Origin of the sequence: Ochrobactrum sp. S1502_03 (assembly GCF_044435015.1) — a bacterium.
GTDB classification, from domain to species: domain Bacteria; phylum Pseudomonadota; class Alphaproteobacteria; order Rhizobiales; family Rhizobiaceae; genus Brucella; species Brucella chromiisoli.
This window is the reverse complement of sequence record NZ_JAYEXN010000046.1, coordinates 1-22,529: the sequence shown is the minus strand read 5'-3', so window position 1 is coordinate 22,529 and position 22,529 is coordinate 1. Positions and strand designations below refer to the sequence as shown.

Genomic DNA, 22,529 nt, shown 5'->3' with positions numbered 1-22,529 from the left:
GGGAAGCCTCTATCGCCTCAGCAGAGGCATGGATGTTCATAGCATCCATCAGGCGAATGACACGCCGTATCGCAAAGCTTGAATTTTGAGTCGGGCACTGAGGCGTTGTTGCATTATTCGCAGACCAGATTGGCAGATAATGATTGCCTTATATTATGCGGTTAAAAGATAAACCAGCATTTATCTATAGAAGCGTGTTATTAACCTAATTTTGTAGCGATTGATTAAAGTCCAATCTGGTAGAGACCGTTCGTCAATAACAATTTTCGATTGAGTCTCGTCTGAAGCCTTTGAAAGCGGTATGGATGCGATGATTTCAGGGGGCAAAATATGGATAAACCGCTAAAAAGCCGGGATGTCCCGCTAGCGGTAGATCTGGATGGCACACTCGTTGCGACAGATTTGCTATGGGAGAGTGTCTTTGTTCTTCTTAAGAAAAACCCGCTTTTTGTATTTCTGCTGCCAGTCTGGCTGTTGTCAGGCAAGGCCAATCTCAAGCAGCAGATAGCCAGTCGTATTTCTATTGACGCAGCGCTTTTGCCTTACCGGCAGGATTTTCTCGCATATCTGCGTCATGAACATTCGCTGGGTCGCAGGCTGGTGTTGGCAACTGCCGCAGCGCAACCGCTCGCGAAGGTTGTGGCGACTGAGCTTGGGATTTTTGAAAGTGTTTACGCGACAAGTGGGAAAACAAATCTGTCCTCACACCGTAAGGCACAGCTTCTAAGCGAAAAATTTGGCCAGAACGGTTTTGATTATGCCGGTAATGATCGCGCTGATATTGCCGTCTTTGCGGCTGCGCGCAAGGTGATTGTCGTTGCGCCCGACCGTGCTGCCGCACGCTTTCACAAACAAAATGGCGGCCGCCTTTTCAAGGCCGATAAGACAGGCATAAAGCCCTATCTTAAAATGCTGCGTGTTCACCAATGGCTCAAGAATCTGTTGGTTTTTGTGCCCGCATTTCTCAGCCATACCATATTCTATCCAGAGATAATTCTGTCCTCTGTACTCGCTTTCGTTGCGTTCTCAGCGGCAGCCTCTGCGATCTATATTCTCAATGATATTGTAGACCTGCCGCTTGACCGCCAGCATACCAGAAAGCGCTCACGTCCTTTCGCCAGTGGAGCGATCAGTATTCCATTCGGGCTGAAAGTTTCATTGTTGCTGTTAATGATCACGGCCGGACTATGCTTGTTTCTGCCATTGCCTTTCAGCTTGGTTATCGGTCTTTATCTGCTTGCCACAACAGCCTATTCGGTGGCGCTCAAACGTATGTTGCTGATAGACGTGATCTGTTTGGGGGGGCTTTATACGTTGCGTCTTCTTGGCGGCGCAACGGTTACAGAAATTCCTCCGTCATTCTGGCTGATGGCATTCGCTATGTTCTTCTTCCTGTCGCTCGCGCTGGTCAAACGCTATGTCGAGCTGCAGAATTCCACGGTAACTGAAAAAGACCGTATCGCTGGTCGCGGCTATCGCCCGGAAGATTTGGATATTGTCGGCCAAAGCGGGGTTGCTTCTGGTTTTACCGCAGCAGTGGTTTTAGCACTTTATGTCAACAGTGCCGCCGTTCAGCAGCTTTACAACTATCCGTGGCTGATCTGGCCGCTGGTCCCAATCGTGCTTTATATCATCATTCGTGTTTGGATATTGGCGCACCGCAAGGAAATGGATGACGATCCGGTCGTCTTTCTTGCCAATGACTGGCGTAGTCAGCTGGTGATCGCGATTGGCGCGGGCCTGCTGTTTGTGGCCGGGATGCGCTGATGGACCAGTCTTTCGACAGCTTTGGACGCATTCATCGTCATAGGCGAAGCGCAATTGCATTCGACGATGTGTTTTCCAGGCTGGAAGGCCCGCAAAGTCTGCTCGCATTCGGCAATGGACGGTCTTATGGCGACAGCTGCCATAATGACACAGGGCTGCTTGTGCCGATGCGCACGCGTGCGCGGATTGTAAGCTTTGATCCGCATACCGGTGTTCTTGAAGCGGAATCCGGTGTTTTGTTGAGTGAGATTATCGCCGCTGTTGCCAAGCATGGTTATTTTCTACCCGTGACGCCCGGCACGCGCTTTGTAACGCTTGGCGGGGCAATCGCCAATGATGTGCATGGGAAAAACCATCATCTGCGCGGAACATTCGGGAGCCATGTTGAGAGCTTTGAATTGTTGCGTTCTGACGGTGTGCATTACATCTGCTCAAGCGCAGAAAATGCAGAGCTTTTTTCAGCAACGATTGGCGGCATGGGCCTGACAGGGTTGATCCTCAATGCCCGCATCCGGTTGATGCCGGTTGGTTCGCTGGATGTAGAAGAGCGCCTGACACCTTTTAAAAGCCTGCCCGAATATTTCGCGATGGCCGAAGAATCCGACCAGCAAAATGAATATGCGGTTGCCTGGGTGGATCAACTGGCAAGCGGCCGTTCAGAAGGGCGCGGGATTCTGATTACCGGAAATCATGCAGTCAATGGCAAGCGCGTGGTCAATCATAGAGCAGCGCGGCTTGGCGTTCCGTTCGAGATGCCATTTTCGATGCTCAACAAACTGAGTCTCACTGCGTTCAACACACTCTATTTTCATGCAAAACGCCGCAGGCAGGCGCCACATCTTACAGGGTTCGAGGGGTTCTTTTATCCGCTTGATAGCCTGCGCAACTGGAACCGGCTTTACGGTCCGGCAGGACTTTATCAGCATCAAAGTGTGATCCCTCTTCAAGAGGCGGAGCGCGCCATTCCTGCAATGCTTCATGCAAGCAGGGCAGCAGGGCAGGCATCATTTCTTACGGTGTTGAAGCGGTTTGGCGATGCGCATTCTCCGGGGCTGATGTCATTTCCAAAGCCGGGTTATACCCTGACAATGGACTTTCCAAATCGCGGGCAAAAGACGCTTGAATTGCTCACCCTTCTTGACCGTATGACGATAGAAGCCGGTGGTCGTGTCAATCCATACAAAGATCAGCGCATGAGTGCGGAGACATTCAAGGCAGGCTTTCCAGAGTGGCAGCAGCTTGAAGAGATGCGTGACGCGCGTTTCTGCTCCAATTTCTGGCGGCGTACCGCATTGAAAAATTAAACCACGGGACAGACAATGAAATATATCCCATTCATTCTTTTTACGGTCATGACCAATGCGGCAGCACAACTTCTGCTCAAATATGGCATGATGACATTTAGCAATGCCAGCTATACAGCGGATACGCTGATTTATCGGATTTTTCAGATTGTCTTTAATCCGTGGGTTTTCGCTGGCTTGACCATGTTCGTGATTTCGATGGCATCCCATATGTATGTGCTCTCAAAAGTCGATTTGTCTTTCGCATATCCTTTTCTGAGCCTTGCTTATGTTGCGGTCGCAGTTTTCGCGTGGCTTTTGTTCAAGGAAGAACTGGGTGCCTACAAAATTGCAGGCATCGCTTTCATCTGCATTGGAACAGTATTGATCGCACAGAGCGGTAAGACGCCGAAGGTCGAACAGAACGCGGCGGTTTATGACCGTTCGTCAGTCTAAATTTAAAAGTCGGGGCAGGATTATGAGACATATTATTTTCGGTGGGGATGGTTTTGTGGGGCGTTATCTCGCTCCTATGCTTCTCGCTGATGGCCATGAAGTGATCGTCGCAGATATCGTGAAAAGCGATCTCGCGCATTATGGCCAAGCAACCTTTGTGCATACGGATGTGACCGACCCGGAAGCCATCCGCAAGCTTGGGCTTCGCGCCGACGATATGGTTTATAATCTTTCGGCCAAAATGCTCTCGCCGCTTCAGGTACGGGCCAAGCGTCACGATTTTTTCTTCCCGGTTAATTATTACGGCACGGAAAACATCATCAAGGCGATGGACGAGGCTGGCGCAAAGCGTCTCGTTCATTTTACCACCGACATGGTTTATGGCCACACTTATGTCTGGCCGCAGAAAGAAGATCACCCATGCAATCCGCTGGGCGAATATGGCTTGTCGAAGCTGAAAACCGAGGAACTGGCTGCGGAATGGCGCAAGCGCGGCATGAATATTTCGCTGTTCCGTCCGCGCCTGATCATCGGACCGGGACGCCTTGGTATTCTGGAAAAGCTGTTTAAGCTGATTGATAATAACCTGCCGGTGCCGATGATTGGCTCAGGCAAAAATCCTTATCAGTTCATTTCTGTGTTTGACTGTGCGTCCGCTTGTTACGCGGCCTTCAAAGCAGGTGTACCGAACGAGGTTTATAACCTTGGATCGCTTAATCCGCCACCGGTGCGCAAATTGCTCGGCGATCTGGTCAAGCACGCCGGCTCGAAATCCATTCTGGTGCCGACACCGGCATGGGCGGTCAAGCGTACGCTGGATTTCCTTGATTGGCTCAACAAGCCTTTGATGGACCCGGAGCAATATTTGATTGCTGATGAAATGTGTATTCTTGACGTTTCAAAGGGCGAGCGCGAACTCGGCTGGGTGCCGCAATATCGCGATGAGGACATGCTGATCGCAGCCTATAGCGAATATCATAAGAAACTCGAATCGAAGGCAGCGTGAGAACAGGCCATGACCAATATTGTAACAACAAATACCACGCCTAAGCCGAAGTTGCTGAGCGTTGAAGACGCCAAGGCGCTTGATCTGCCCCGCATGACAGAGCTTTTCACCGCGCACCTTAATCCGGGGCAGTTGCACTTCATGAAGCTGCTGGGTTTTCATAAGGTGAAAATCGAGCGTGCCGAAGGCATGTATTATTATGATCAGGACGGCCGCAAGATTCTCGATTTTTTCGGCGGTTTCGGTTCGCTGGCATTAGGACACAATCACCCGCGCATTCTCGAAGCGCGTCACAAATTTCAGGAGGAAATGCGGCACGAAATCGCGATCGCTTTCATGTCGCAATATGCAGCAGCCCTCGCTTATGACATTGCCGCTTGCTCGCCGGGCGATCTTGATATGGTGTTTTTAGGCTCGTCCGGTTCTGAAGCCATGGAAGCTGCGGTCAAGGTTGCAGAACGCGCCGCAGGGCCGAAGAAGCCGAAGATCGTCTATGCTGAAAATTCTTTCCACGGCAAGACCAAGGGTGTGTTGTCGATCACTGATGGCGGACTTTATCGCGGTGAGTTCAAGCTGGTTGATAACACCGTTCGCGTGCCATTTGGCGATATTGATGCCATTGAAAATGCCTTCCGGTCCGATCCGGAAATCGGTGTCATTGTTCTTGAAACCGTTCAGGGCGGCGGCGGGATCATTCAGGCCGATGCGGCATTCTGGCAGAAGCTGCGCCAGCTCTGTGATCAGTATGGTGTGGTGTGGGTAGCCGACGAAGTGCAGTGCGGTTTTGGCCGTACTGGCAAGTTCTATGCCTTTGAGCATTACGGCGTCATTCCGGATGTCACAGCGCTCGCCAAGTCGCTGGGTGGCGGCAAGACGGCTATGGCTGCAATGATTGCCAGACGCGACGTCTATATGAAAGCCTATGGCACGCCGAAGACGGCAATGATCCATGCCATGGCAACTTTCGGCGGCATTGGCGAATCCTGCATCACCTCCATTGAGACGATCAATGTGCTTTACGATGAGCATCTGATCGACAACGCGGCTGAAATGGGGGATTATCTGCTGGATCGTCTGAAAGAGCTTCACGAACGCTATCCAACGCTCATCAAGGATGTGCGCGGCAAAGGCATGATGGTGGGGCTTGAGTTCCACGATTTCTCAAAGGCCATGCCAATGGTGTTGCGCCCTGTACTGGCGATGCTGGATGACAAGCTGAAAGGCTCGTTGCCGGGCTTTATCGGCAGTCATCTTTTGCGCGATCATGGGGTGCTGGTGGCTTTCACCGAATATAATCGCAATGTGATCCGGCTTGAGCCGCCATTGATTTGCGGGCGCCAGCATATTGATGATTTTATAGCGGCACTTGATGAAGTTCTTGGACGCGGCATTGTCCGCATTGTCAAAGATTTTGTGAAAGCGCAGATTAAGTAAAGTGAAAAGGCCGGGATTTTACCCGGCCTTTTCTTTGAGAATGCCTGGGCGCACCAGCAAATCCCAACATGCGTTGAGCGGCACCACGTCGCGATCTTTAAGCGCATCCGCATAAATTTCCTGCAAAGCCCAGCGCGATGACGTCATCGGGCATTTGGGACGCAACACGCCGTCGGTTGCTTCCACCGCGGCTTTGGTTTCCGGTGTCATTGCCGGGACGGTGCGAAATGGGTCTGCACCGATCTGGATTTTGCGCGTTGCCTTGCGGTTCAGCAGCCATGGAAACGGATCGGTGAAATCAAGTGCCATCAGCGTGTTCAGATGCAGGCCTGTTTCGGCTTCAAATTGTTTGAAGGCCTTGACGGCTTCATTAACCGAAATGAGCCAGTACATTTGATAATCAAGCTCAGAATACAGCCGCCAGCTTGGCAATTGTCCCTGTTTTCCCAGTGCTTCATAGGGTGCGAAATACGCGGCATAATGTTCTGGAAGTAATCTTGCACGCTCCATGATGTCGGGTTTGGTTGACACCTGACGCATGTTTTTAAGCTCAGTTACCGGTGGCTGAATATAAGTTGGTGCCACGGCAATCGTGCGCAAAGTTCTATACGTTACCGTGCTGAAAGCCGGTATGACGCAAAAGGCAGAAAGCGCGATGAACGCGATTTTTGCTTTGCTTTGAATAGGTCTGAGACGCTGATAGATCATCAGCAAAACGGGCCATATGAAAATGAATTCCTGACTGCCGGTGTTTTGTGTTTCCAGAATGGTGCCGCCCAGAAGGACAATGGCAATCCAAACGGAACTGCGATCGAAAAACCGGCGAGAGGTTATACCGCGTGTGGTTTCAACCCAGAATAGCACCAGTACCAGTATTGCTGCTGGTAAAATGACATCGAGCTTACCGGAAACAACTGTCAGAAAGCGCGGCAGCAGCGCCCCTTTGTTCAGGGCAAGAAGCTGTCCGACGTCGGCAATATAGGCTGAAATCAAGTGGTGGTTTAATTCGAGCGCCCCCAGAGCGATGAGGGTGACAAATGCTGCAATCAGAATGTTTTTGATTGAAATATGCCCCGCCAGAAGTGCGGTGAGGCAAAAAAGACCGCCGACCAGAAACCCGGTTATTTTTGTCAGAAACAGCGCCAGCATGGCCACTGCACAAATGGCTGCGAGCTTGCGGCCATCAGCAATGAATATCAGTCCGCAGATCAGCACATAAAGCAGTACTGACACCTGTCGGTTATAGATACCAAAGCCATCCAGCCCCGGATAGGACGTATAGGTCTGCACATTGACCGGACAAACCGCGAAAACCAGAAAGGGAATGAGAAGTGCAAAAGCCAGCATGCGGCTTTTTCTGTCCACATCGGCGATGATGATAATCATCAGTGGTGCTGCCACTGCGAGCAACGACCATTGCGCAAGCAGCAGAGTTTGTGCATGCGGGAAAAGCGTTATGCCCCAGGTGAAAAGATAATATCCGAGTGGACCACCAGGCGTGGAAAAATCCACGGACGGGATCTGCCCGGTATTTATACGTTGGGCCGCGTCGAGATAAAGATAAGTATCCCAATACATCGCGCCGATTGGCACTGTCAGTGCGATGCTTAACAAGCCCACCAGCACAAGCAGGACAAGCAGCATCCAGAAGATCGGGCCGCCGAGAAAGCGAGAGCCTCCATCTTCATTATCAGTATATGAAGTCATAAAAATTTTCAAATGATGCCCCCGTTCGGCACAAATCGACCGACTCTGTTTCTTTCTAACCTCTATTGTTTAAAAACTCAAAAACACGCCTTGCGCTTGTGATTTCCGGCAATATGTTGCGCGCTTAGGGCGCGTTTCGATTTCAATGAATCACAGCGCTTATCTTTCGATTGGAGTTGTTTTTTGCAAAGCGTCGATGTTTTGGTGATAGGCGCTGGCGCTGCTGGCATGATGTGCGCGATAGAGGCTGCAAAACGGGGCCGTTCGGTGCTCCTTATTGATCATGCGAAAAAGCCCGGCGACAAAATCCGCATCTCCGGTGGCGGACGCTGCAATTTCACCAATATCCATGCGAGCCCGAAAAATTTTCTGTCGCAAAACCCGCATTTCTGTATTTCTGCCTTAAGTCGCTATACGCAGCGCGATTTTATCAAGATGGTAGAAAGGCATCGCATTGCGTATCACGAAAAGACGCTTGGACAGCTCTTCTGCGATGGGTCAGCAGCGCAGATTATCGCTATGCTGCTTGATGAAATGAAGCAGTATGGCGCTCGTTTGCAGCTCGAAACCTCCATCGAAAAAGTTGAAAAGACTGAGCGCGGTTTTGTGGTCAGGCATTCAGGCGGAAGCGTTGCTGCGCAGTCTCTGGTTATTGCCACCGGTGGAAAATCCATTCCCAAAATGGGAGCGACGGGCTTCGGCTATGACATTGCCAGGCAGTTTGGTCTGCGTCTTGTTGAGACGCGTCCGGGGCTGGTGCCGCTGACTTTTGAGCCGCATTTGCTTGAACGCCTGAAGCCCTTGGCCGGTATTGCTGTTGATGCAGTTGTTTCCTGCAAGAAGACGAAATTCGCTGAAGCCATGCTGTTTACGCATCGCGGTATCAGCGGACCGTCTATTTTGCAGATTTCGTCTTACTGGCGCGAGGGAGACGAAATCGCTATCTCTATGCTGCCAAAGACGGATCTGTTTGACGCCCTGCGCGATCAGCGTTCAAAAAATGGCAAGCAGGCGCTGCAAACGGCACTTTCATTTTTCATCCCCAAAAAGCTGGCGCAGCTTATTGCGGCAGATTTTCCTGCAAACAACCTCGCGGATTTTTCAGACACCGTGCTGCGGCGTGTTGCTGCTGCGGTGAATGACTGGCATGTAAAGCCAGCCGGTTCTGAAGGCTATCGCACCGCGGAAGTGACTTTGGGTGGTGTGGACACGCGCGATCTTGAATCCAAAACCATGGAGGCCAAGGGTGTTTCCGGCCTCTATTTCATTGGTGAGGTGGTCGATGTTACGGGCTGGCTCGGTGGTTACAATTTTCAGTGGGCGTGGTCGTCCGGCTGGTGCGCGGGGCAGGTTGCCTGACACCTTGCCGCGCTCAAGACTTCCCAAGCGCTCAGAGACTGGCGCAGCAGGCCTTAAAATCTTTAAGCGCCACAAGGGTTGAACCAAGCGTCTACGAACCATGCGGACCGATACTTGGGTGAAGAGCGCTGATCCGGTTTATCCATATAGAAAAGCGCCCCCCTGAATTTAATTATTGTTTGGTGGCTATTTAGATATCATCTAAAGTATTGGTTGAGGATGGAGGTTCGTCCGAATGCCGCAAAAAAACTCCCCCCTGGCGCCGTTTCAATATGGAACTTTTCGCGCTTTGTGGTCTGCAACGTTGTTTTCAAATCTTGGCGGCCTCGTGCAAACCGTTGGCGCGGGTTGGATGATGGCAACCATCGCGAACTCTGACGATATGGTTGCGCTGGTTCAGGCTTCCACCACGTTGCCTGTGATGATATTTTCTGTAGCGGCGGGTGCGCTGGCTGACAATTTTGATCGCCGCCGTATTATGCTCACTGCGCAAACCCTGCTGTTGTTCATTTCTGTAGCACTTGCGGCGTTTGCCTATCTTGGCATGCTGACACCGTGGATGTTGCTTGGCTTCACCTTTCTCATTGGATGTGGTGGAGCGTTGCATAACCCATCATGGCAGGCGTCGATGGGCGATATTGTTCCGAGAGCGGATTTGCCAGCGGCTGTGGCTCTCAATTCCATGAGCTTTAACCTGATGCGCAGCATTGGACCGGCAATTGGTGGTGCGATTGTCGCAATCGCTGGCGCAGCCTTTGCCTTCATTTTCAATGCCTTTAGTTATTGCGCGCTTATTCTGGCGCTCTGGCGCTGGCAACCGCAGATAACCAAATCGACTTTGCCGCGCGAAACACTGGGGCCTGCAATGGTTGCCGGTCTGCGCTATGTGGCTATGTCGCCAAGCCTTCTAAAGGTTATGTTTCGTGGCTTTTTGTTTGGCCTGTCGGCGATTGTTATTCTGGCCCTTTTGCCACTTGTGGCGCGGGATCTTGTTGACGGTACAGCGCTCACATATGGTATTATGCTTGGCTTTTTTGGCATCGGTGCCATTGGCGGCGCGCTTTCAAGCGCCCGGTTGCGCGAATATCTTGGCAATGAGTGGCTCGTACGCGCTGCCTTTACCACTTTTGCAATCAGCTGTGTCTTGCTGTCGCTCAGCCGCAGCATTTGGCTGAGTTGTATTTTCCTGTTCCCTGCTGGCCTGTCCTGGGTGCTCGCGCTTTCGCTTTTCAATGTGACTGTGCAGCTTTCCACGCCACGATGGGTGGTGGGACGTGCATTGGCATTTTATCAAACAGCCACTTTTGGCGGCATGGCGGCAGGGAGCTGGCTCTGGGGTTCCGTGGCGGACGGTTTTGGGGTGCCATTTGCGCTGATGGTTGCGGCAGGTGTGTTGCTGTTTGGCGCGTTGATCGGCATTCTTCTGCCGCAGCCGGATTTTGAATCGCTTAATCTCGACCCGCTCAATCGTTTCAGTGAGCCGAAATTGCGCCTGGATTTGCGTTCGCGCAGCGGTCCGATCATGATCATGGTTGATTATAAGATCGCACAGGAAGATGTCCGGGCATTTCTTGAGGCAATGGCGTTGCGGCGCCGTATCCGCATTCGCGATGGTGCGCGGCAATGGGCGCTGCTGCGTGATTTGGAAAATCCGGAAATATGGACCGAGAGCTATCATGTTCCGACATGGGTCGAATATGTGCGTCATAATCAACGGCGCACACAATCGGATGCGGAAGTGTCAGAAAGACTGCTTGCTCTTCACAAGGGCGCAACGCCGCCTCTCGTGCATCGCATGATTGAGCGACAAACAGTCTCTGTTCACGATGATATGCCGCTGAAAGCTCATCTCGATTTGACGTAAGATCAAAGGGTATCGCTGTTTCTGTGCCAATTCGGAGGCTGCGCAAAGCTTTGATAGCTTTGCGCAGCTTGATTTTAAGCAGGTTTGTCGCTTTTGCGACCAATGCTCAGAAGTTGGTACAGCACCAGAGCCGCAAAGGTTGATGTACCAATTCCGCCGAGCGCAAAATTTCCAATATTGAGGGTGAAGTCACCCGCACCGAAAATGAGTGCTACGCCAACAGTGAAGAGATTGCGCGGATCGGAGAAGTCAACCTTGTTAACGACCCAGATGCGCGCCATTGCCGAGGCAATCAGGCCAAAGACCGAGACCGCAAGACCAGCCAGAACCGGCGCGGGGATGGTATGCAGCATTGCACCGAATTTGGGTGACATGCCAAGTGCAATCGCTACAACGGCAGCAATGACGAAAATCAGTGTCGAATAGACCTTGGTCATGGCCATCACGCCAATGTTTTCAGCATAGGTCGTGACACCTGTGCCGCCACCGAAACCTGAAATCATTGTGGCAATGCCGTCACCAAAAAAGCCGCGCCCGATATAACGGTCCATGCTCTGTCCGGTGATAGCGCCAAGCGCTTTGATATGGCCGAGATTTTCAGCAACCAGAACGATCGCCACCGGCGCGATCAACGTGATCGCAGGCCATGTGAAAACAGGTGCCGTGAAGGCGGGCAGGCCAAACCATGGAGCGGCACCCACAGCGGCAAAATCGATGCCCGGAACAAAGCCGAGGCCATTGCCGAAAATCAGCACAAGGCAATATCCGAACAACAGCGCCAGCAGCACGGCAACGCGCTTGGTTGCAAGCGAGCCATAGGCAGAAATCATTGCCATGCAAAGCACGGTCAGCAGTGCGATTGCCATATGCGCGCCAGAGCCTTTAAGCTGGCCGATTGCTACGGGTGCGAGATTGAGCCCGATGGCGACGCCGATGGCGCCTGTGACGACGGGCGGCATCAGACGCTCGACCCAGCCGGAGCCTATGGCCATGACCACCAGCCCTATTGCGGCATAAAGTGCACCGCAGGCGATGATGCCGCCAAGAGCGAGTGCGATGTTCGGATTGGGACCGCTACCGGAATAGGCGGTGACGGCAATCACCACCGCGATGAAAGAGAAGGACGAACCAAGATAACTTGGCACGCGACCACCGGTCATTAGGAAGAAGATGAGTGTTCCGATGCCGGAGAAAAAGACGGCGACATTTGGATCAAAGCCCATCAGCAATGGTGCAACGATCGTAGAGCCGGACATGGCCAGCAGATGCTGAATGCCCATCGGAACGGCCGCTGTCGTTGGAAGCCGTTCGTCGGGCAGCACCGTGCTGTTCCTGGTTAGATGCCACTTTGGAAAATAGGACATGGACCCCTCGTAAGATGTTTATCGAAAGGCCATTAACTGCAATTCCACCGGATCGCCAGTGTGTTGGGGGCACGTTTTCTTATGATAAGGTCCGGTTGGATGATATTTCCTCAGAAAATGCTTGCCACGGCGGTAAAGAACAGCGAGTTTGTTTGGAGCGTTTCCTTATCTCAATGAACCGGACGGCTTTGCAAATCAGCTTGTTTTTGATTCAAATTATCTGTCGATGGAGGTCGGCAGATATGTCAAAGGCTCTTTGTGGTGATCTGCGGAACCCGAACGACAAGCACGCACGTCGGATTGATATTCTCCAGTCGACAAGCATTCTTCCCACCAGATCACGTTTCCGAGCAGGCCTTACAGTTTTCGGCGTATGACGTCCTGCAACAAATTTCTTCAGACGGGTGTTTTGTTTTCAAAGCATACCGCCGCCGCTTGCATTCATGCGCGGCAAAGGAAACTGTTGCGATAACTTGATGGCGGAAACCGTATGCAAAACAATCAAGTCAGAACGGATCTGGCGAAAATTTCAGGCACGCAATGATATGATTAAAGTCACTGCGGATTAAAAAATGGCGATCGAATTGATTTGAACTGGTCATCAGCCGGGTTGCGGTTTAATCAGATTTATCTTGAAAAACTGGATGCATAAATGACTACCCAATCCGATCCAAATCTGTTGAACGATCTTTCATCATTGGTGCAAAAGCTTGCCGATGAGATTGATCCTCATCTGATTGAAATTCGTCGCGACATTCATGCGCATCCTGAAACAGGGTTCGACGTTGAGCGCACTGCAGGCGTTGTTGCACGCGAATTGGAAAGTCTGGGAATTGAGCATCAAACCGGTGTTGGTCGCACCGGTGTGGTTGGTTGGATAAAAGGCGGGCGTCCAGGCCCCACATTGCTGATCCGCGCCGATATGGATGCACTGCCGATTGAGGAGCAGACAGATCTTCCTTTCGCAAGCCAGTATCCCGGAAAAATGCATGCCTGCGGACATGATCTGCACACAGCAACACTCATCGGTATTGGCAAGGTTTTAAAAGACATTGCGCCACGTCTGAGCGGAAATGTGAAACTCATGTTTCAGCCAGCCGAGGAAACGCAGGAAAGTGGTGCGCGCGCCATGATTGCCGATGGTATTCTCGATGGTGTCGATTATGCTCTGGGTTTCCATAACCACCCGGATGAGCCAACAGGCACTTTCACCTTCGTTGAAGGTGTCGCTAACGGATCTTCCGACGAGTTCGATATTACGGTTCATGCCGCATCCGGCCATGCAGCACGACCGCATCAGGCAGTGGATCCCATTGTTGCAACCGCACAGCTCATCACGCAGCTTCAGACGATTGTCTCGCGTGAAGTCGATCCGATGCTGGCCGCTGTTTTAACGATCGGCTCAATCCATGGTGGTCACACGCATAATATCATCCCGGATTCTGTCGCCATCATGGGGACCGTGCGCTGTCAGGACCGTGGCGCACGCGATATTATCGAAGCAGCCGTTCGCCGCATTTGTGGGGGGCTTGAAGCGTCATTACGTGTGCGCTGTGCCATCAACTATGTACGCGGAGTGCCATCGATGGTGTCGGATTCCTATTTGATCGAGACCACCGGAGCGGTCATTCGCGAGCATTATGGTGATGTGTTTTTCAAGCGCGGGGGGAGCCTTGGCGCAGAAGATTTCGCATTGGTTGGTGAAAGAGTGCCTTCGTTCCAGCTTGGCATTGGTGCAGCACAGCAAGGTCGCGACGACAAGCTGCATAATTCCGATTATCAGCCTGACGAACGCTGCATTGCCAATGGCGTTGTTGCGCTGTCGCTTGCTGCTGCGCGCATTTTGTCCTGAAATGAAGTGGGCGGCGTAGAGTGCTTTTCAATCTGATTTTATCAGATTGGCGCTCCCAGGCCGCCCTTTTATTTTATGCGCAGAGATATCGGTTCGATAATGCATGGATATGATTGGTGCCAATGCCACAGCATCCGCCAATAATGCCTGCACCGTTCTTGACCCAGCGCGTTGCCCATGCCCCATAGGCATCGGGATCAAGGTCTGCGCGAATTTCGGTCACTTTTGCGTTGGCTTCTTCATCGCCCTGCTGGGACGGAAATGCGTTGGCATAAACACCCACTGGAATATCCTTGCCCAACGCATCAAAGACCTGTTTTGCCGCGATGATTGCTGCATCCATCACTTCAGGCATCGCACAGTTGAAAAGAAGGGCTTCTGCACCCAGTTCGGCTGCAAGCCTTGCTCCATCGGCAACCGATTCACCAGAACGAAGCTGCGCTTCTGTCATGGCATCGGGCGCGATATCATCCCGCAATGTATAGGAAATCCAGAATGGCTTTCCTGTCGCGCGGATCGCTTCATGGGCGGCTTTCACTTCGATGAGGCTGCTTTGGGTTTCTGCAAGCCAGAGGTCAACGGATGGGGACAGCCCATCCACCAGCACATTGAGCAGTTCTCCCGCACGCGCAGGATCGAAAAGCTCTGGCTGATAAGATCCAAAAACCGGCGGCAATGAACCGGCTACTTTCACATCGCGGCTGGCTGCATTGGCCGCGTCGCGTGCGATTGTGCCGGAGAGGGCAGCGAGTGCGTGGCCTTGTGCTGCGAAACGGTCTTCACCAATGTGAAAAGGCACGACTGCATAACTGTTGGTGGTGATGACATCTGCACCAGCGGCGATATAGTCATCATGCACCTGACGAACAAACTGCGGCGCTTCCATGAGAGCGAGCGCCGACCATTCCGGCTGGCGGAAAGGCGCACCAACGCGCTCCAATTCGCGGCCCATGCCCCCGTCGAGAATGATTGTCTTCTTGCTCATCATTTTATGTCCTTGTTGTTATTCATCGCGGCAACATCTGTTCGCTGGGCAATGATACTATCCAGCCAGCCGGGCTTCATTTGCGGAACGGAGGCCAGAAGCTTTGCGGTGTAATCGTCATAGGGTGGGCTTAAGACGTCTGCCTTCAAGCCATAGCGCACCACGGATCCCTGATGCATGACGGCAATTTTGTCGGCAATGGCACGAACGATTGCGAGGTCATGTGTGACAAAAAGATAAGACGTGCCCGTCTCGCTTTGTATCCGACGCAGCAAGTCGAGAATGCCTTCCGCCACCAGTGGATCAAGTGCAGAGGTTGGTTCGTCGCACAAAAGCAACTTGGGGCGCGCGGCAAGGGCACGCGCGATACAAACCCGCTGCTTCTGACCGCCCGACAATTCTGCCGGATAGCGATCCAGAATAGTTCGTGGCAGCTCATTCAACTCAAGCAACTCATGAACGGCGTTTCGACGTTCCTCACGTCCCATGCGGAAGTAAAACTGCAACGGCCTGCCGATAATATCGGCGATGGTACGACGCGGGTTGAGTGCGAGATCGGGCAACTGGCTGATCATCTGGATATTCCGCAGCGTTTCTTTCGACCGCTGATCCACGCTTGGCGGTAGCTGCGCCCCGTCGAAACGGATGTCTCCGCCGGAGGGCTGAAGAAGGCCGCTGACCACGCGTGCCAGCGTCGATTTGCCGGAGCCGGATTCACCCACGATAGCCAAGGTCTGACCTTCCGCGAGATCTATCGTAACCGCCTTGAGCACCGGTGTTGCCGGGTCGTAGGCGGCAGAAATATTGGCAATAGAGAGAAGGGGGGCGGATGTTTGGGGCTTCCCTTCTATTTCCTTCTGGCGAACAGCAACTAGCTGACGCGTGTAGTCTTCGCGCGGCGCATCGAAAATTGCGCGAACAGAGCCTGTTTCAACCATGCGTCCATGACGCAATACCATAATGTCGTCGGCAATCTGGGCGACGACGGCCAGATCATGGGAGATATAAAGCGCTGCAGTGTGGGTTGTTTCAATCGCTCTCTTAATGGCAATCAGAACTTCAATCTGTGTTGTGACATCAAGCGCAGTCGTTGGTTCATCAAAGATTACAAGATCAGGCCTGGCACAGAGCGCCATTGCCGTCATCGCACGTTGAAGCTGTCCGCCTGATACCTGATGCGGATAGCGTTCGCCAAAATGCTTCGGGTCGGGCAGACCAAGCAAGGTGAAAAGTTCGATTGCGCGGGCTTTGGCTTCCGTGCGCTTCATCAAACCATGCCAGACCGCGGCCTCGGTAACCTGATCAATCAGCTTGTGCGCTGGATTGAAAGCGGCAGCAGCGGATTGTGCGACATAGGCAATGCGGCAGCCACGCAGTTTCTGCGTATCTTTACGGGACAGGGAAAGAATGTTCTGCCCATCCAGCGTGATGGTTCCGCCCGTAATCTCAAGACCACCGCGCGCAAAGCCAAGAGCTGCAAGACCGATGGTCGATTTGCCGGCACCCGATTCCCCGATAAGCCCAAGCACCCGGCCTTTTTCCAGCGTCAGATCAACGCCATCAACGACAAGTGTTTCACCCGCGCTGATTTTCAGGCCATCAATTTTCAGCAGTGGGCTTGTGTCCTGATCAGCCATTGTTTTGCACGCCTTTCTTCAGGCTGGACGTGCGCTGCAAAATCCAGTCGACAACAAAATTGACGCTGATCGCAAGCAGAGCAATGGTTGCACCGGGAATAAGGGCCGCAAATACGCCGAACATCAGCCCATCCTTGTTTTCCTTGACCAGACTGCCCCAGTCGGCAATCGGCGGCTGCACGCCAAGCCCCAGAAAAGACAAAGTGGAAAGAAACAGGATCGAAAAAACGAAGCGCAGCCCAAACTCTGCCAACAAGGGTGACAATGCATTGGGCAGAACTTCATTGAAGATAATCCAGCGTTTGCTCTCCCCGCGCAGGCGTGCAATTTCGACGAAATCCAAAACCACAATATCAAGAGCGATAGCGCGGCTGACGCGGAAAACGCGGGTCGCTTCCAGCACCGCCATCACGGCTATCAGAATGAAGACGCTTTTGGGTAGAACGGCCAATACAACCAGCGCAAAAATAAGCGTGGGTATCGCCATGAGCAGGTCGTTGCCGCGCGACAGCAATTGGTCCGGCCATCCGCGCGCCAAGGCCGCAAGAAAGCCGAGCGGCACACCGATCAGAAAGGCAAGCATTGTCGCGGCTGCTGCAATCGATAATGTCAATCGGGTGCCCCAGATGAGACGGGACAGAAGATCGCGGCCGATATTGTCCGTTCCAAGCAGCGCCTCACGCGATGGTCCTTGCCAGACGGTACCGACCACTTCCGAGATAGGATGGGGTGCGAGCCAGTTGGCGAAGATGGCGACGCATAGGAAGAAGGCGATGCCACCAAAGCCGATAGCAGCAAGCAACCGCGAACCTTGTCTGTGTTTTTTCATCGTGGATGCCTCAACCGTGGATTGGTCAGAATGACAATGACATCCGCAATGATATTGAGGCCGATATAGACAGCCGCGAAAATAAGACCACAGGCCTGCACCACCGGTACATCACGCTTGGCGACATGATCGACCATATATTGGCCCATGCCCGGATAAACAAAGATCACTTCGACTACCACCACACCAACAACGAGATAAGCCAGGTTGAGTGCGATCACATTGATGACAGGTGAAAGCGCATTGGGCAGGGCGTGTTTGAGAAGAATGCGCCAGCGTGGCAAGCCTTTGAGCTGGGCGGTTTCGATATAGGGTGATGACATCACGGCAAGCAGCGATGCACGTGTCATACGGACCATATGCCCGGTTACAGCAATCACCAGCGTCATACAGGGTAGAGCAATTGCGGTCAGCCGCTGCCAACCGCTCATTGATGAGTTGACAAGGGCGCTTGATGGCAGAAGCCCGAGCGAAATCGCAAAATAGGCGATTAATATATAGGCTACGAAAAATTCGGGCAGCGATATGGTGCCAAGCGTTGCCACAGCAATGCCGCGATCAATTGCAGTCCCCGCATAGAGAACTGAAACCACCCCCAGCACCAAGGCGAGTGGAATAGCGAACAGGGCTGCCATCGCTGCCAGATAAAGCGTATTGGACAGACGCGGTCCTATGCTTTTCGCAATATTCTGCCTGTTGGAATAGCTGCGTCCAAGATCCCCTTGAACCGCATCGCCAAGCCATTCAGCATAGCGTTGGACAGCGGGTCTTTCCAGCCCCAGTTCCTTGCGGATATTTTCAACGGCCTGTGGGGTTGCCTGCTGCCCCAGCATTGCTGTTGCAACGTCGCCCGGCAAAATCTGCGTTCCGGCAAAGATAACGACGGAAATTGCCCACAAAAGCGCAATGCCAAGAAGGATGCGTCGGACAACCAAACCAAAAAGCGTGTTTTTACGCATAAATCCAATCGAATATCGCTGGCGTTTATCCGCTGCTGTCGTGATTACCGTTTGTGATTGGTGTGTTGGCACGTCTGTCATTGGCGGTCCAGGTCATAGGCGATCAGTGAAGGCGAGTGGTTGAAAGTCCGCCATGCAATCTTGCTGCATTATAAGGCGCCGATGGTGTTAGCCCTTCGACGCCTCTCTGCCAAGACTCTTATTCGGATTACTAAAAAGACGGTCGCTAACCCGTTACCTTATTCTTCAAGCCAAATTTTTTCGGCCAGTCGATAGCCGCTCATGTCACCACCACCGGGAACGGATACATAGCCCTTCACTTTGCCGCTGGCTGCTGCAAGATTGTCGGTGAACACAGGGATCAGCTCGCCACCATCGTCCACGATCAGCACTTGCATGTCGTGATAAATTTGTTTGCGCTTGGCTTCGTCAAGTTCAATACGGGATGCAGCAAGCAGTTTGTCGAATGTCTCATTGCTCCAGCCTGTTTCATTCCACGGAGCACCGCTTTGCAGCAGCATTGAAAGCATTGCATCGGCGGTTGGGCGCACCGACCAGTTGGATGCCACAAACGGCTTTTTCAGCCAGACTTCATCCCAATAGCCATCCGATGGTACGCGCTCGACATCAATGGTAATGCCGGCTTTAGCCGCAGATGCCTGATAAAGCTGGGCTGCATCTGCCGAACCGGTAAAGCCGTTGTCTGAAACGCTAAGTGGGATAGAACCAGAGAAACCTGATTTTTTCAGATGGAACGCTGCTTTTTCAGGATCATAAGCGCGTTGCGGAATATCCTTTGCATACAAGGCGTTCCATGATGGGATCGGATGATCGTTGCCGACCGCACCCGTTCCGACGAGCAGGCTTTTCTGCAGTTCTTCGCGGTCAATCGCATATTTGAGCGCAAGCCGCAGATCATTGTTTTTCAGAAGCTCGGAATCCGTGCGCATCGGAAAGCAATACATCGAATTTTCGGGCGTGCGTAAAATCTGAATGTCCGGACGCGCGCTCAGATGACTGACCATGCGTGGTTCGACCGCATTGATAATATGTGCCTGACCACTCATCAGCGCCGCCATACGTGCAGTCGTATCGTCCATTGCGATGGTTTCAACGGAATCGACATTTGCACGGTCCGGGTGCCAGTAATTCGGATTGCGGCGCGTCAACGCGCGGATACCGGGCTGGAAATCTTCCAGAATAAATGCGCCAGTGCCAATGCCTTTATCGAAGTCTTCGCCATCCGGTCCGATGCCAAGGTGATAATCGACGAAAGCAGCCGGAAAATCGACATTGCCTGCATTCAGCGTGACGGTCACTTCATGCGTGTCCGAAGCAACAATATCGGTTACGGCGAGCAACACACCCTTGCCACCTGATTTGGTGTCGTCTCCCCGGTGATGATTGAGCGAATAAACCACGTCCTTTGCAGTGAGTTCTTTGCCGTTATGGAATGTCACACCTTTGCGAAGGCGGAATATCCACTTGCTGGCATCTGCATTTGCTGGTTCCCAGCTTTCCACCAAAGCGGCCGTAAGTTTTCCGTCGGGGCCAAGTTCCAGCAATGTGTTGAAGAGCTGGAAGCCGACAGTATACATATAGGCCATTGTGTAGGATGCGGGATCAAGATGATCGGAACTTGATGCCGAATGCATGGCGATTACCAGATTGCCGCCCTTGCGCGGCTGCATGTCCTGCGCGCGCGCCTGTGAGGGCAACAGCAAACCCGTAGCGGTCATTCCCATACCGGTTGCGATAGCTGCACTGGCCGACATGCTGAGAAACTGGCGCCGCGAAGGCTGTAGAGAAATGATCGGGCTCTTCTGGTGAGACATGCTTTGCACTTTGACGCTAGAGGTCTTCAATAGGGGTTTATAAGTCTTGTTAATCCCATTGGAGACAATCCTCAACAAGCAATAAATAAAATAATTGCACACCAAAAATAGAATAATATTCTAATGTCTTTGCGCGTCGTGAGGTTTCGTTAAGTTTCGCCTCGTAGGAGCCGTATCATGGCGAGCGCGTGCAACTTATCGATTTGCTGCGCACAATCGCCATTGAAGTACGAATAAAGCCGGGATTGATCTTGTGGCGTAACGTCAGGGCTTTATGGAGGGCTTGCTCTTCATTCTTCGGGCATTCAGGACTGATACGGCGCCCCAATGTCTTGAAAGTCACCGCACCTGTTGAAGCTGGAGATAGCTCGCAACGATCTGCTTACGCATATGCGGATCCAAAGAGCATCGTATTGTTACGTTTATTATCATAAAGGCTCTGCGATCCTGGTTACGTCACGGCCTGAAGATTTTGCATCGTAAAGAGCCTTATCGGCGCTATTCCATATGACATCAAATTCTGCACGTGTATTTACATGCCCACTGCAAATACCAATACTTATGGTAAACGGTACTGCCCGCCCACGATGTCTAAATGGGTCTTCGGCAAGTTTTTTGCGCAACTCCTTGCATTGCTGCTCACTGGAAATCGATGACTGCCCGGGAGCTAAAATCATGAATTCTTCACCGCCGACCCTCGCCAGCAAATTATCGTTCGAAAATGTATCTTTTATAAGCTCTGCACAATGTTTTAAAGCAGCGTCACCGACGGCATGGCCATAAGTGTCGTTTATCCGCTTGAAGTAATCGATATCGATCATGATAACGGAAACCAGACCGGAATAAGTTTTTCCTGCGCCCGGATTGGCGACCGTCTCAATGCTCCATCTATTAAGAAGCCCAGTCAGGGGATCACGCAGCGCTATCTCACGCAGATTGTTCATGCTGCGCTCATAAGCGATCAACAGGGAAAAAGCGCCACTCGCGCCAATATGGATTGCGGCAGTAATGAGATTGAGTTGCAAAAAAATATCGGCAGGCAACAACGATTCCATGGATGGTTCGAAGAACCAGCCCTGGAGTGCGCGCAAGAAGGAAGAAATTATGAGAACAGCATAGCTGGCGATCAACCCCCATTTCGATTTCAAAACTTCCCGTTCGGTGGCGATTGACCATATAATTGCGAGGATCTGTATCGATATGAGCAGATTTATGATGCCAAAAACTGTGCTGTTGCCCAGCAGCGGCCAGGATATGAAGGTGAAAATTGCAGCCAAAGGCAGCAGTGTCATCTTCACCAATGAAGTCGAATGATGAAAAAACTCGCGGATGGCAATCCACCGAAAACAAAGACCAACAAACAGCAGTAAATTAGGAAAAAAAACATCAGCGGTACTTCCGCCAATTTCCTTTGAGAAGATGAAAAATGCAACAGCGAAAATAATATTCGATGTCACCATGTATAGCCAGTAATAACGGTCCCTCCTTTCAAGTCCCGCAAATGCGAAGGCAATCGCAAAAACCACAAGCCAAAGTGCATTGATTGTGAAGAGTGTCTGCTGATTTAATTCCATTATTGCAGACATTGTCTGTTCCTGAAGTTCATACATTTAAAGCGGTTGCGACGGCGCAATTCCAGATTATTCAGGCTCGAGCTTTCCGAGTCTACGATACAGCTCTGCCCAATTGCCAATGTTTGCCAAAGCTCTTCTAGAACATCGCCAAGGGTCCAGTTTCTCGTGAACGTTTGCGATCAGCCGTTCCGGCCCGCTCAACAGCGCATCGCGCAAGCACACGGCACGGGCCTATAACTGCAACAATATTCCCGACAAACTGAATCATTGGCCTCTGGGGATAGGATGCAAAGGTTTGACCGCGCCGAAAACCGACAATCCACGTTTTAAGAGTGGTTAAAAACATGCGCGTTACCGTGGTTGTCTGAGCTCGGGGAACAGGAAGAAATGTATTTTCGAGGTTCACTGCTCCTTGAACATTCCAGGTTGCAAGAGATTTCCCTTCAGCCAAATCCGTAACGCTGGAGAGCAAAGAACTAGTTGGAACATTCATGTGCATTAAGTTGAAATCCAATTTTCTAAGAGCCTGAATCATAATGAATTTAACGATATCAGGCTCTTGCGATGCGCCGCGTGAGGAAGCGTATGTTTGCGATGTAGACCCACGCTTCGGAAGAA

16 protein-coding genes and 1 pseudogene are annotated in these 22,529 nt (G+C 51.9%); 8 read left to right on the top strand and 9 right to left on the bottom strand.

Annotated elements, in window-relative coordinates:
- The first annotated feature begins 330 nt into the window (after window positions 1-330).
- From VBH83_RS17865 to VBH83_RS17845, 5 genes are read left to right on the top strand one after another with little or no spacing between them, the layout of a single operon-like run.
- Complete coding sequence (locus tag VBH83_RS17865) at window positions 331-1,767, top strand: UbiA family prenyltransferase (protein ID WP_265985138.1); 1,437 nt, start codon at window positions 331-333, stop codon at window positions 1,765-1,767.
- Window positions 1,767-3,071 (top strand): FAD-binding oxidoreductase, encoded by a 1,305-nt coding sequence (locus VBH83_RS17860; RefSeq protein ID WP_265985139.1) that lies wholly within the window; start codon window positions 1,767-1,769, stop codon window positions 3,069-3,071. Before VBH83_RS17865 ends, VBH83_RS17860 begins: the two co-directional genes overlap by 1 nt.
- Before the next feature lie 15 nt (window positions 3,072-3,086).
- Window positions 3,087-3,506, top strand: coding sequence for an EamA family transporter (locus VBH83_RS17855; RefSeq protein WP_265985140.1), 420 nt, complete (start codon window positions 3,087-3,089; stop codon window positions 3,504-3,506).
- Window positions 3,507-3,528: 22 nt separating this feature from the next.
- Window positions 3,529-4,512, top strand: a complete 984-nt coding sequence (locus VBH83_RS17850) for an NAD(P)-dependent oxidoreductase (protein ID WP_265985141.1) — start codon at window positions 3,529-3,531, stop codon at window positions 4,510-4,512.
- A 9-nt stretch (window positions 4,513-4,521) separates the two neighbouring features.
- Window positions 4,522-5,946 (top strand): aspartate aminotransferase family protein, encoded by a 1,425-nt coding sequence (locus tag VBH83_RS17845; protein WP_265985142.1) that lies wholly within the window; start codon window positions 4,522-4,524, stop codon window positions 5,944-5,946.
- A gap of 18 nt (window positions 5,947-5,964) precedes the next feature.
- Here VBH83_RS17845 and VBH83_RS17840 read toward each other — a convergent pair whose 3' ends face one another.
- The gene (locus VBH83_RS17840; protein ID WP_396998942.1) at window positions 5,965-7,653 is read right to left on the bottom strand and encodes a hypothetical protein; all 1,689 of its coding nucleotides are present in this window, start codon (window positions 7,651-7,653) and stop codon (window positions 5,965-5,967) included.
- A gap of 183 nt (window positions 7,654-7,836) precedes the next feature.
- Here VBH83_RS17840 and VBH83_RS17835 point away from each other — a divergent pair, with 183 nt between their 5' ends.
- Both VBH83_RS17835 and VBH83_RS17830 read left to right on the top strand, forming a co-directional pair.
- Complete coding sequence (locus VBH83_RS17835) at window positions 7,837-9,012, top strand: NAD(P)/FAD-dependent oxidoreductase (protein WP_265985143.1); 1,176 nt, start codon at window positions 7,837-7,839, stop codon at window positions 9,010-9,012.
- 235 nt (window positions 9,013-9,247) lie between these two features.
- A complete protein-coding gene (locus tag VBH83_RS17830) occupies window positions 9,248-10,876 on the top strand; it encodes an MFS transporter (protein WP_265985144.1) in 1,629 nt (542 codons plus the stop codon).
- Between the two features lie 74 nt (window positions 10,877-10,950).
- Here the strand turns inward: VBH83_RS17830 and VBH83_RS17825 are convergent, their stop codons facing one another.
- The gene (locus VBH83_RS17825; RefSeq protein ID WP_265985145.1) at window positions 10,951-12,240 is read right to left on the bottom strand and encodes a solute carrier family 23 protein; all 1,290 of its coding nucleotides are present in this window, start codon (window positions 12,238-12,240) and stop codon (window positions 10,951-10,953) included.
- 652 nt (window positions 12,241-12,892) lie between these two features.
- On the opposite strand from VBH83_RS17825, the gene VBH83_RS17820 reads away from it, so the two are divergent.
- Window positions 12,893-14,092 carry a M20 family metallopeptidase gene (locus VBH83_RS17820; protein WP_265985148.1) on the top strand — a complete coding sequence of 400 codons (1,200 nt, stop codon included), beginning with the start codon at window positions 12,893-12,895 and terminating at the stop codon, window positions 14,090-14,092.
- A 73-nt stretch (window positions 14,093-14,165) separates the two neighbouring features.
- On the opposite strand, the gene VBH83_RS17815 is transcribed toward VBH83_RS17820, so the two are convergent.
- From VBH83_RS17815 to VBH83_RS17785, 7 genes and pseudogenes are all read right to left on the bottom strand, one after another.
- On the bottom strand, window positions 14,166-15,077 hold the full coding sequence (locus tag VBH83_RS17815) for a homocysteine S-methyltransferase family protein (protein ID WP_265985222.1): 912 nt from the start codon (window positions 15,075-15,077) through the stop codon (window positions 14,166-14,168).
- Window positions 15,077-16,714, bottom strand: a complete 1,638-nt coding sequence (locus VBH83_RS17810) for an ABC transporter ATP-binding protein (protein WP_265985149.1) — start codon at window positions 16,712-16,714, stop codon at window positions 15,077-15,079. Before VBH83_RS17810 ends, VBH83_RS17815 begins: the two co-directional genes overlap by 1 nt.
- Window positions 16,707-17,543 carry an ABC transporter permease gene (locus VBH83_RS17805; RefSeq protein WP_265985150.1) on the bottom strand — a complete coding sequence of 279 codons (837 nt, stop codon included), beginning with the start codon at window positions 17,541-17,543 and terminating at the stop codon, window positions 16,707-16,709. The genes VBH83_RS17810 and VBH83_RS17805 overlap by 8 nt, the downstream gene beginning before the upstream one ends.
- The gene (locus VBH83_RS17800; protein ID WP_265985151.1) at window positions 17,540-18,502 is read right to left on the bottom strand and encodes an ABC transporter permease; all 963 of its coding nucleotides are present in this window, start codon (window positions 18,500-18,502) and stop codon (window positions 17,540-17,542) included. The genes VBH83_RS17805 and VBH83_RS17800 overlap by 4 nt, the downstream gene beginning before the upstream one ends.
- Window positions 18,503-18,741: 239 nt before the next feature.
- Window positions 18,742-20,337: an ABC transporter substrate-binding protein gene (locus VBH83_RS17795; protein WP_265985152.1), complete on the bottom strand. Its 1,596-nt coding sequence runs from the start codon at window positions 20,335-20,337 to the stop codon at window positions 18,742-18,744.
- A 428-nt stretch (window positions 20,338-20,765) separates the two neighbouring features.
- Complete coding sequence (locus VBH83_RS17790) at window positions 20,766-21,923, bottom strand: GGDEF domain-containing protein (protein WP_396998938.1); 1,158 nt, start codon at window positions 21,921-21,923, stop codon at window positions 20,766-20,768.
- Window positions 21,924-22,047: 124 nt separating this feature from the next.
- Window positions 22,048-22,529 (bottom strand): annotated as a pseudogene (locus VBH83_RS17785) (hypothetical protein); the annotation flags it as partial.